9 protein-coding genes are annotated in these 11,971 nt (G+C 54.1%); 6 read left to right on the top strand and 3 right to left on the bottom strand.

Annotated features, from left to right (window positions below; genetic code table 11):
- Positions 1–192: 192 nt before the first annotated feature.
- Together VK738_00795 and VK738_00800 are read left to right on the top strand one after the other, a co-directional pair.
- A complete protein-coding gene (locus VK738_00795) occupies positions 193–3,480 on the top strand; it encodes a TonB-dependent receptor (GenBank protein ID HTD21168.1) in 3,288 nt (1,095 codons plus the stop codon).
- A gap of 479 nt (positions 3,481–3,959) precedes the next feature.
- Positions 3,960–4,358, top strand: coding sequence for a hypothetical protein (locus tag VK738_00800; GenBank protein ID HTD21169.1), 399 nt, complete (start codon positions 3,960–3,962; stop codon positions 4,356–4,358).
- A 120-nt stretch (positions 4,359–4,478) separates the two neighbouring features.
- Here the strand turns inward: VK738_00800 and VK738_00805 are convergent, their stop codons facing one another.
- Entirely contained in the window at positions 4,479–5,987 is a 1,509-nt protein-coding gene (locus tag VK738_00805) for an aldehyde dehydrogenase family protein (GenBank protein HTD21170.1), read from the bottom strand.
- Positions 5,988–6,283: 296 nt separating this feature from the next.
- On the opposite strand from VK738_00805, the gene VK738_00810 reads away from it, so the two are divergent.
- From VK738_00810 to VK738_00820, 3 genes are all read left to right on the top strand, one after another.
- Positions 6,284–6,697 carry a cytidine deaminase gene (locus VK738_00810; protein ID HTD21171.1) on the top strand — a complete coding sequence of 138 codons (414 nt, stop codon included), beginning with the start codon at positions 6,284–6,286 and terminating at the stop codon, positions 6,695–6,697.
- Positions 6,698–6,781: 84 nt separating this feature from the next.
- Positions 6,782–7,462, top strand: coding sequence for a deoxyribose-phosphate aldolase (gene deoC, locus VK738_00815; GenBank protein ID HTD21172.1), 681 nt, complete (start codon positions 6,782–6,784; stop codon positions 7,460–7,462).
- Positions 7,463–7,493: 31 nt separating this feature from the next.
- Positions 7,494–8,804 carry a thymidine phosphorylase gene (locus tag VK738_00820; protein HTD21173.1) on the top strand — a complete coding sequence of 437 codons (1,311 nt, stop codon included), beginning with the start codon at positions 7,494–7,496 and terminating at the stop codon, positions 8,802–8,804.
- 9 nt (positions 8,805–8,813) lie between these two features.
- On the opposite strand, the gene VK738_00825 is transcribed toward VK738_00820, so the two are convergent.
- Positions 8,814–9,698, bottom strand: coding sequence for a purine-nucleoside phosphorylase (locus tag VK738_00825; protein HTD21174.1), 885 nt, complete (start codon positions 9,696–9,698; stop codon positions 8,814–8,816).
- 77 nt (positions 9,699–9,775) lie between these two features.
- Positions 9,776–10,150, bottom strand: coding sequence for a hypothetical protein (locus VK738_00830; GenBank protein HTD21175.1), 375 nt, complete (start codon positions 10,148–10,150; stop codon positions 9,776–9,778).
- A 103-nt stretch (positions 10,151–10,253) separates the two neighbouring features.
- Here VK738_00830 and VK738_00835 point away from each other — a divergent pair, with 103 nt between their 5' ends.
- Positions 10,254–11,699, top strand: a complete 1,446-nt coding sequence (locus VK738_00835) for a hypothetical protein (GenBank protein HTD21176.1) — start codon at positions 10,254–10,256, stop codon at positions 11,697–11,699.
- The last annotated feature ends 272 nt before the right edge of the window (positions 11,700–11,971 follow it).

Genomic DNA, 11,971 nt, shown 5'->3' on the forward strand with positions numbered 1-11,971 from the left:
TGTTAACAGTGAATGAATTTGCATGTAAATATTTGGTAAATTTCAAAATCAGAAGAAGCTGCCGCTCTTTTCCACAGTGAGATTACGTATTAACCCAGCTTTCATTATTTTTTAACTGTCCGTTCATCGAATGCCTCTGGCTGATTATTTAGCATATCGCTTACTCATCATTAAATTTAAGGGGATGCGAACATGAGGCGGTTTTTGTTTCTTTCGTTGGTAATACTTCTTTCGAGCAGCGTGCTCTTTGCTCAATTTGACTCCGCAAGCGTCTTGGGAGCAGTGCGGGATAGCACGGGTGCTCTGGTATCGGGCGCGAACGTCACGCTCACCAATCTGGAAACTGGAATCAGCGCCCAAAGCACCACGACCGATGCTGGGCAGTACGAATTTCCCTCCGTGCGTGTTGGCCGGTACAAAATCGTTGTGGAAAAGCAAGGATTCGCCAAGGCAATCGCCGATGATGTCGTCGTCAATGTGAGTGCCCGCCAGCGGGTTGATCTTACGCTCTCACCAGCACAAGCGACAGAGTCGGTCGAAGTCAATGATGCCGTGAGTTTAGTTGAAACTGATTCCAGCCAACGCGGACAGATCGTCTCCAAAACTCAGGCTGTGGAATTGCCGCTCAATGGACGCGAATATTCGCAGCTCGTTCTGCTCACCAGCGGAGTGCGGCAATCGGCGGTAGGAACCGGCAGCGTCTCGACCAACCGCGAGGGTTCGTTCAACGTCAATGGCCTGCGCAGCACCTTCAATAACTATCTTCTCGATGGACTCGATAACAACGCCTACGGAACCAGCAACCAGGGTTTTTCCAATCAGGTGGTCCAGCCTTCGCCTGACGCACTGGCCGAATTCCAGGTAGTTACAAACAATGAAAGCGCCGAGTACGGGCGTGCCGGCGGAGCGACCATCAATGTCGCTTACGCCAGCGGCGGCAACCATATTCACGGCACGGTGTATGAGTTTCTGCGCAACAACGCTGTTAATGCTTTCCCGTTTCCCAAGCCCCCGGATGGAAGAAAGCCGCAGTTCAATCGCAACCAGTTCGGGTTTACCTTTGGCGGTCCAATCATCCAACAAAAGGCCTTCTACTTTGTGGATTACGAAGGTTTCCGGCAGAGTAGAGGAATCGTCTCTACCTCCACGATACCCACACTGGCGCAACGCTCCGGCATTCTTAACAAGAATGTTTACAATCCACTTACCGGGGTACTCTACCCAGCCGGCACACAGGTTCCAGCCAGTGCGATATCGCCCTTTGCGCAAAGCGTTTTGGCTGCGCTTCCTCAGCCTACCAATTCCGCTGCATCGAACAATTACGTCATCACTCAGCGTTTCACAAACCACACTGACAAGTACGACGCCAAGTTCGATTATCAATTCAACGAGAAGATCAATGGATTTCTGCGCTTGAGCCAGCGCAAAGCCAATCTGGTGGATAACCCTCCGATTCCCTTACCTTCAGGCGGGGCCGGCAATGGCAATACCAGAATTTTGAACCAGCAGATCGCCACCGGATTTACCTGGGCGCGCAGCGCGACACAATTACTGGAAGCCCGCTTTGGAATTTCTCGCACTCAAGGCGGAAAATTTCCGCTGGCGCTCGGTCTGCCGAGCGCGCAGAGCCTTTTTGGAATTCCCGGATTGCCCACGGACCCGCGCATCACTGGTGGCGTTCCAACCGAGTTGATCTCAGGGTTCTCCGATCTGGGTAGACAGGCGACCAATCCGCAATGGCAATATCCTCTGGTCTACAACCCCAAGATCAACTATTCGATCTTTCATAAACGGCATTCCATAAAGTTTGGATACGAATATCAGTGGATCGGGACCACGGTTCAAGACGTAAATCCGCTCTACGGACGTGACTCTTATACTGGCGGCTTCAGCCGCTACCCCACCGGAGCACAAGGCGGGCTGACTGCGATTGCAAATGGTCCTATTTATAATTTTGCCGATTTTCTCTTCGGTGCGCGCGCTCAATATGCGTTAAGCACATTTTTTATCGCCCACTTGCGCCAGCAACAGCACTACACATATATCCAGGATGATTGGAAGGTAACCGACCGGCTGACGCTCAATCTCGGGCTGCGCTATGAATACGCCACTCCCTATTACGAGAAAAACAACCATCTGACGAACTTCGATCCTGCTTCGCTCAGCATGATCTCGGCCAAAGATGGAGGCATTACCGACCGTGCCCTGGTCAATCCTGATCGCAACGACTTCGCCCCACGCTTTGGCTTTGCCTTCGCTCCGACCAATAAGATGTCAATTCGCGGAGGCTACGGCGTCAGTTACATTCATTACAACCGCGCCGGTGCTGGAAATCTGCTTCCCATCAATGGCCCGCAGGTGATCAATGCCGTGGTCAACCAAACCAACCCTCGCGCTGCGACTTTCCTGACCACCGATCAGGGCTATCCCTTGGGCATCACTGCACCCAGCAACTTTAATCCGCTCACCGCCAACATCACCTACGTTCCTAAGAACTACCGCACCAGCTACGTTCAAAGCTGGTTTCTTTCCGTGCAACGCGAACTGGCCAAAAACACCATCATTGACGTCGCCTATGTTGGCAACCATGCCGCCAAATTGCTGCTCTTTGCCAATTTCAATCAGGCCCATCCTTATAACAGCGGCACCCTCGCCCAGAACCGGCCCATTTCTGCTTTTGGCGATATCACTTACGCCTTCAATGGTGGAGATGCGAATTATCACAGCTTGCAAGTACGCTTTGAGCATCGCTATTCCGGCGGACTTACTTTACTGAACTCCTTTACTTACTCTCACGCCATTGATAATGGATCGGGATCGCTGGAGAATCCTTTCGGCAACTTCCCCGCCCCGCAGGATATCTATAATCTCAGGGCCGAGCGTGCAACCTCCGCCTATGACCAACCGCTGACCAACACCACCAGCCTGGTTTATGAACTTCCTTTCGGCCATAGCAGAAAATTTTTGAATTCATTGCCCGGCTTTGCCGATCAGGCTGTTGGCGGATGGGAGATCAGCGTTATCAATCAGGCCAATAGCGGCCAACCCATCACCATTACCTACAGCCCTTCAGCAAACGTGCAGGTCTCGGGAATTCAGCAGGACTTCCGCGGGGCCAATAACTACCGCCCCAACCTGATTCCGGGAATTCCGGTTCTCACTGGCTTCAACCCAGCGAGTGGGCTTCCCTATTTGAATAGTGCCGCCTTCGCCGTACCAACCGGCACACCCTTCGGCAATGCTGGTCGCAACATCGCCCGCGGTCCAAATTTCAACCAGTTGGACTTTGCCGCGAACAAGAATTTCCGGCTGCCCTTTGAAGGGACTTACCTGCAATTCCGCGCCGAGTTCTTTAACCTCTTCAACCACGCTAACTTCATCCCGCCACCCAGCAACATCTCGAGCGGGGGCTCATTCGGTAAGATTACCAGTGCTTATGATCCGCGTCTGATTCAATTCGGCTTGAAGCTGGGCTTTTAGAGCTGTTTTCACATCCGACTCGGAGGGCAGGTTCGAGACATGTATCAGGGCGCGAGGTCACTTGTGCCGTCGCCCACCCTATTGAAATTGGGGCTTTCGGCCCCTGCGTGCGAAACATGTTTTTTTGCGCCGCAAAGGCACTCTCTGAGAATCCCTGTTTTTCTCTGTGCCTCTGTGTCTCTGTGGTGTAACGTCCCGAAATACCCGATCAATGTCCTGCCCCTTTCCGTCCTACAGATCGTTTTTCGCTCATAACTTTTCCAGGTGCATCCCGTCTAAGTTTGGAAGAGCAGTTTTACAGAGTCGCAGCGAGTTTCGTGCCTGCAGTCAGGCAGCAGGTGGGCACGCAAAAGCGTTGCAGACTCCGCGCCAACGATGTACGCCATCCTCGGGGCAGACCTCCTGTCTTGATGGCGAGTTCAAGGCTGCCTCAAACCGGGTCCCCGCGTTTAGGGGGAAAAAAGGGAGTTAAGGTTTATATGAAGCTATTGATAATTTCCAAGAAGCTGCTGCCAGCGCTGGCCTTGCTTGTGGCTACGAGCGCGTTCGCAGCCGACAAGGCTTCGTTGCAATTGTATGAAGCGGCAACCGTAAGCGGACATAAACTGGCCCCAGGCGAATACCAGCTTAAGTGGGATGGAGCCGGCCCCAGCGTCGAGCTTAACATCTTGTCGAAAGGGAAGGTGGTAGCAACTGTACCCGCGCACTTGGTCGAGCAGAGCAATGTGGAACGTAGAAATACGTACAAGGTTCACATGAACGATGATGGCACAGCTACTCTGGTCAAGATTGATTTTGCCGGCAAGAAATATGCGCTTTCTCTCACCGACGACTCAGCCTCGGGTGAAGCAACGGCCCAGAAAGACAGCAAGCAGTGAAGTATCGAGAAACCACTTGGAGGGGCACAAACAATGTACGGCACAATGCTACAAAAAGTGCTGTCCCGCAAAGCGGAAGAGAATGCAATCCGCCCTGCGGGACTTTGTGGAACTGATTCTTCATCCTATGCGCGTACAAACCGCTTTCACTTCTGTGTATAGCTCGAGAACATCCTTACCCATTTCGCGTCCCCAGCCCGATTGCTTATACCCGCCGAAGGGCAGCGCCGCGTCGAAGATGTTGTAGCAGTTGATCCACACCGTTCCTGCTTTCAGCTCTGCGGCAAGTTGGTGCGCTTTGCTGATGTCTTTGGTCCATATCCCGGCCGCGAGTCCGTAGACCGTGTCATTGGCGGTGGCCACCACGTCATCAGCGTCTTTGAACGGAATCGCCGTAACTACGGGTCCAAAGATCTCTTCCTGTACGACTTTCATCTTCGGATTCGTGTTGACCAGCACCGTCGGCTCGACAAAATAGCCTTTATTGCCGGAACGCTTGCCGCCCGTCGTTGCCTTGGCTCCTTCCGAGAAGCCTGATTCCAGGTATCCACAAACGCGCTGTAACTGTTCGTGGGAAACCAGCGGCCCCATCTGTGTCTGTGGATCCATGCCCGCTCCGACGCGGATCTTCTTTGCCTGTTGCGATACGCCTTCGACAACGCGATCAAAAATATTGCTCTCTATGTAGAGCCGCGATCCCGCGCAGCAACACTGCCCGTGGTTAAAGAAGATTGCGCTCGCCGCACCTTTCACCGCGGTATCAACATCGGCATCGCTGAAAACGACATTGGGCGATTTGCCTCCCAATTCCAGCGAAACCTTCTTGAGATTGCCCGCAGCCGCTTGCAGCACCAGCTTGCCGACTTCGGTTGAACCTGTGAAAGCAACCTTATCAACATCCGGATGAGCAGCCAGCGCGGCCCCGGCGGTTTCACCAAACCCTGTGACGATGTTCAATACGCCGGCAGGAATCCCGGCTTGCAGCGCCATTTCACCCAGCAAGAGTGCAGAAAGCGGGGTTTGCTCTGCCGGCTTGAGTACGACAGTACAGCCGGTTGCCAAAGCTGGTCCAAGCTTCCACGCAGCCATCAATAGTGGGAAGTTCCACGGAATGATTTGAGCGACCACGCCTACCGGCTCGCGCAGAGTGTAGCTGAAATACTTTGCCCCCGGGGTATACGGCACAGAAATTGGTATGGTTGTGCCCTCTACTTTCGTGGCCCAACCCGCCATGTAACGAAACAAATCCACCGCTAATGGGACGTCTGCCGCGCGCGCCACGCCGATGGGCTTGCCGTTATCCAGCGTTTCGAGTTCTGCAAATTGCTCGAGGTTTTGCTCCATGAGGTCCGCCAGCTTCCAGATCGCGCGTCCGCGCTCGGAGGGCGTCATTTTGCGCCACGGACCATTTTCAAATGCCCGGCGCGCTGCCTTTACCGCCAGGTCTACATCTTGCTTATCCCCTTCGGCCACTTGTACCAGTGCTTCTTCGGTCGAAGGGTCGAGGGTGGCAAAAGTCTTTCCCGATGTGGCGTCAACCCACTTGCCATCAATCAGCATCTTTTTGGGTTTGGACAAGAACTGAAGGACATGCTCGTTCAACTGCGTTGCTGTAGCTGTGGCACCCATGATTGTTTACCTCCGTATGGTTTTGGTTGGGCAGGAATAACGAAATTACATTCAGATCTTTATTTTCACTAGTTGTCGCTCCGATCCAAATGCCTGGTTCAAATACCGCAAAACATATCATCGGCATGCTAAGGGAGTGTTAAAAGCGTTACCGATAATTAAGAAATACTCCGTTAACTAGTCTAATACCACTGTTGGACGAATAACAGGCGATTATGGCTTCCCTGCTTTTGCAGGTTGGCCGCGCTTGCATACGGGAGTTCAATTAGAATTGTTCTTTGCTTCCACCCAAACCTATGTCTAAGCTTGCAACCAAAGACTATGATCTGCTTCTGCAATCAGCCCGCGAGATTCTCCGGCATGCCCATGCTCCGTACTCCGGATTCAAAGTAGGGGCAGCAATCCTGACCCAAGAGGGAAAGATCTTTACCGGATGCAATGTCGAGAACGCCTCCTATGGATTGACCATCTGTGCCGAGCGATCCGCAATTTTCACAGCGGTTGCCAATTCTGCAGGAGGAAAACTGGCGCTGCGCGCAGTTGCCGTGGTCAATGAAAAGGAGGTCCCGTGCCCTCCCTGTGGAGCGTGCCGCCAGGTAATTTCCGAGTTTGGCATGGACACCATTGTGCTGTTTAAGTCCGAGGCGGGTTACCAGGAGCTGACCATCTCCGATCTGTTACCCTCAAGCTTCCAATTCCCAAAGAGTTGACTGCAACGCTCTGGCTAAAACTTAAATGCGAATGGAGAAATTCTTGAGCACTACGTGCCGATCCGAAACGAAAGGAAGAGTTTCATGCCAACTGTGAGCGATTGGCAATCAGCCGCCAAACTCATTGATCACACCCTGCTGAAACCGGAGGCAACAGCCAATCAGATCACACAGCTCTGCCAGGAAGCGCTGAAGTTTGGCTTCGCCAGTGTCTGCGTGCAACCCTGCTACGTGCCGATGGTCAGTTCTCTTCTTCAGGATTCGGCAGTGAAGGTTTGCACCGTCATCGGATTTCCTTCGGGAGCAACCCTGACCGATTGCAAACGCTTTGAAGCATTCGAGGTACTGGCGAGGGGCGCCCGCGAGCTGGATATGGTCATTAATATTGGCGCGCTGAAGTCGGGGGCCGATGCCACAGTCCAGGCGGATATCTATGCCGTTTCCGATGCTGTGCATCAAGAGCGTGCAATCCTCAAGGTGATTATTGAGACGGCGCTGCTTACGCAAGAGGAAAAAATCAAGGCCTGCGAGCTTGCCGTGGCCGCTGGCGCCGAGTTTGTGAAAACCAGCACCGGATTTGCCGGCGGCGGAGCGACCGTGGAAGATGTGGCGCTCATGCGCAAAACGGTGGGCGATCGCGCCAAGGTCAAAGCTTCAGGCGGCATTCGCACCCTGGCTGATTTTCAGGCGATGGTTTCTGCCGGCGCAGACCGAGTGGGAGCTTCCGCTTCGGTCGCGATTGTGCGCGAACTCGGGGCCCCATAGCCATCAATTCAATAGAAGAAGGTATGCATGAATGCATGTTACTGACCTGATCCGCAAGAAGCGTGATGGCGTTGAGCTACAGCCATCGGAGATAGAATTCCTCGTCATCGGCTATACCGCAGGACAGATTCCTGATTACCAGATGTCTGCCTGGCTCATGGCCGTGGTTCTGCGAGGCATGACCCGTGCTGAATTGGCGGCATTGACTTCGGTGATGCTGCACTCGGGCGAGGTCTTGGACTTATCTGAGCTTGATGGCCCTAAGGTTGATAAGCATTCCACGGGCGGCGTGGGCGACAAGACTTCTCTGGTGATTGCGCCCATTGTTGCTGCCGGTGGCGTCTTTGTCCCCATGGTCAGCGGACGTGGGCTGGGGCACACGGGCGGCACGCTCGACAAGCTCGAGTCTATTGCCGGCTTCAACGTAAATCTTTCCGCTGCCGATTTCCGGCGTGTTCTTTCCTCTTGCGGCTGTGCCCTGGCTGGGCAGACGGGCGAGATTGCACCGGCTGACAAAAAGATCTATGCCTTGCGCGACGTGACCGGCACGGTCGAGAGCCCTTACCTGATTTGTGCCTCCATCATGAGCAAGAAAATGGCGGAAGGAATTGATGCATTAGTGCTGGATGTGAAGACCGGCAACGGCGCCTTTATGAAATCAGAGCAGGATGCTGCATTCCTCGCCGAGCTGATGGTCGAAACCGGGGAACGTTTGGGGAAGAAAATCGTTGCTTTAATTACCGACATGGACCAGCCCCTCGGACAAGCCATAGGCAATTCCCTGGAAGTTGTAGAGTGCCTGGAAATCATGGATGGCGGTGGACCGGCCGACCTTCGTGAATTATGTTTATTGCTTTCGTCGCGAATGTTTCTGCTTGCCAAACGGGTTGCAACCCTGGATGAAGGAAAGAATCTTGCAGCAGAGATGATCTCTACCGGCCTGGCGCACGAAAAGTTCCGCGAGATCGTTGGACTGCAAGGGGGCAATGTCGCGGCGATTGACGACCCGACGCTGCTGCCACAGGCGGAGCACCAGATCGAGATACTGAGTCCGGCTTCCGGCTTTGTCACTTCCATGCTTTGCGAACAATTGGGAACAGCCAGCGTGCTTCTGGGTGGTGGCCGCGAACGCAAAGAAGATTCAGTTGATCCTGCGGTGGGAATGATCCTTCACAAAAAGGTGGGCGACCAGGTCGCAGCCGATGAGCCGCTCTGCACTATTTATTACAACTCGACAGCGCGTCTGGAGAGCGCGCAGCCTCTCATTGAAGAGAGCTACAAGATTGAGGATGCTCCTCCGAAAAAAGCCAGGCCGCTCATCCATCGCGTAATCGGAGAGTAACATAAATTCTCAGCGCGGATTATCCAGCTGTGCCACATCCTGTGCGATCTGAGGTATCACTGCCTGAAGCAGCGTTTTAAATTGCCCAGCCACGCGCCGTCCTGTCTCAAGTACTTCCTGGTGATTGAGTGGAGCATCAAGAACGCCCGCAGCCATGTTGGTGACGCAAGAGATGGCAAGCACCTTGATTTTCATCTGGCGGGCAACAATCGCCTCAGGAACAGTGGACATGCCCACCAAGTCGGCGCCAATTGCCCGCAGATAGTGGATTTCAGCAGGAGTCTCATAGCTTGGCCCCAACAAGGCAGCGTATACACCTTCCGGCATCTCGAAGCCGAGTTGCCGGGCGGCATCCACTGCGATCTTTCGATAGGCTTTCGAATATGCCTCGGTCATGTCAATAAACCGAGGACCGAAGCGTTCATCCTCAGGACCCACCAGAGGATTCTGCCCTAGAAGATTGATATGGTCGCGGATCACGACCAGCCGCCCCTGGCCGTACTGCAGATTAATTCCTCCGGCGGCGTTGGTGAGGATGGCCGCGCGCACGCCTAACCGTCCGAGAACGCGTATGGGGAAGGCGGCCTTCTGTGCCGAGTTCCCTTCATAAAGATGCACCCTTCCCTGCATGGTGGCGACCGGCCACTTGCCGATCTTGCCGAGGACAAGCTGACCGGCGTGGCCGACGGCGGTGGAGCGCGAGAAATGAGGGATATCGCCAAAGCTGATTTTGACAGCTTCGGTCATTTCGTCGGCGAAGGCGCCCAGTCCGGAACCGAGCACTACGGCCACTGTAGGGCGTAGTGAGGTCCGGCTGAGAATGAATTTTGCCGCCTCTTCGGCTTGGAGGAATTGGTCTGCCGGTACGTCACTACGTTGCGGGATAGCTGTCATGTTTGTTTTCCATTCTCTTTCACAGTTGTCATTCCGAACTGCTCGAGCCGTAAGGAATCTGCATTCCTGCGTTTTAGTTACTGAGTGCGCGGGATCCGGAGTTTATGGACCAGATTTTTTCCAGACTCAACGCATACGGGCTGCATATGTTCCGGCAGGCGCTTCTTATACGGACAAACCAGAAAATCGCCGTACAACTCATCATCAAACGTCGGCACAAGTTTGCGCAGGTACTCTGGCATCTCCTCTTTTTCGGTGGGGACGCTGAACATATGATGCGTTCCGATCGCCCACATCCGCGTGGAGGGGGTGCCATTGTAGAACCCAAGCCTTCCGTGCACGGTAATGCACGCCTGAGTAACACGGGGGTCGTTCTTGCACGTCCCGGCAAATGCCTGTACAAACATACCCGAAATCACCACGAGTACCGCCGCTCTTTTCACATTAGCCATGTCTCTCACTTATCTGTTTCTCTGTCGATGCAGGCTCGCTGGAGTTTTTGTAAATTGGCATTCTAAATGTTATATTGCCGCTCTACTCCAATCGAGGTCTGCCGTGCTACGTAAGAACGTTTATTTTCTCATCACACTCCTGTTTTTGACTTTCAGGCCAGCCCTGGCCCAGCGTGCGGCCACTCCAGAAGAGAAAACAGCGAAGTATTTTGATTCTGTGCGGCATCAGCCCTCTTTGCTGCAGGATTTCTTGCAGCGGATGCCAAAAGGTGGAGACCTGCACAATCATCTATCAGGTGCGGTTTATGCCGAGAGCTTTGTGCGCTGGGCGGTACAGGATGGCTTGTGTGTTGATCGCACTAGCTCATCCATCGTGCCGCCGCCGTGTGATGCCGAGAAAGGCAGGGTTCCGGCGGCTACGGCTTACCAGGATGTTGGGCTCTATACCCAACTTCTCGGGACTTTTTCCATGCGGGGATGGCGGCCGGGGCTCGAATCCGGTCACGACCATTTCTTTGCTACCTTCGGCAAGTTCGGAGCCGCCACAACAAACCATACCGCCGAGATGTTGACGGAGGTCCGGTCGCGGGCTGCGAACGAGCACCTGCAATATCTGGAGGTCATGTTCAATCCTGATGGAGGAGAGGCCGCGCGGCTGGGGGCACGCCTGGGCTGGAATGACGATCTTGCCAAGATGCGAGATCAGCTCTTGTCGGGCGGGCTGACTGATGTTGTGGCCAACGCGCGCAAGGGGCTGGATAACATTGAAGCCAAGGAGCAATCAGAGTTGCATTGCGGCGAACCACAAGCAGATGCGGGCTGCAAGGTCGAGACGCGCTATCTGTATCAGGTGGCGCGGGGGCTGGCCAAAGAGCAGGTATTTGCTCAGATACTTGCTGGGTTTGAGATGGCCTCGCAGGATCCGCGGGTGGTTGGACTGAACCTCGTCATGGCAGAAGACTGGTACGTCCCTACACATGACTTCAGCCTGCACATGGACATGCTGGATTTTCTGCACAAGCTGTATCCCAAAGTCCATATCACTTTGCACGCCGGCGAGGTGACGACCCAACTGGTGGCGCCGGAAGAAATGTTCCACATCCGCGCCTCGGTGGAGCGCGGCCATGCCGAGCGCATCGGGCATGGAGTGGACATGATGCACGAGGCTGATCCGACCGGGCTGCTGCGCGAGATGGCTAAACGGAAAATTCTAGTAGAAATTTGCCTGACCAGTAATGACGTCATCCTGGGCGTGAGTGGAGCGCGGCATCCGCTGCCGGTGTATATGCGCTTTGGAGTGCCGGTTGCCCTGGCGACGGATGACGAGGGTGTTTCCCGCTCCAGCATGACCCAGGAATACCAACGTGCGGCTGAGACCTATGACCTGGGATACAAAGATCTGAAAAAGATGGCGCGGGCAAGCCTGGCCTACAGCTTTTTGCCGGAAAGTGAGAAGGCACGCGCAGAGCGGGAGCTAGAAACGGCGTTTGCGGAGTTTGAAAGGCAGTTCTCAATTCCCGGTTCTCAGTTCTCAGAAAAGACACGGTAGACGCCGCCGCAAACAATCGCAGAGAGCCCCCCCACTACTTAAGTAGTCGGTGCAGCGCTAACTCGTACAAAATCAACTATATACGGGCCATTCAGCGTAGTGTCCAAGTAGTGGTCTGGAACGCAGTTCTCAGTTCCCGGTTCTGAGTTCTGAAAAGCAGTTCCCAGTTCACGGTTCTCAGTTCTCAGAAAAGGCGGCATAAAAGGGGGCCCGGGTACTTGCTAGCTAGTGGTTGAGAGCAGTAAAACTAGCCGGAACCCGCATAAACACTG

This window comes from Terriglobales bacterium, from assembly GCA_035487355.1.
GTDB lineage: Bacteria > Acidobacteriota > Terriglobia > Terriglobales > Acidobacteriaceae > QIAW01.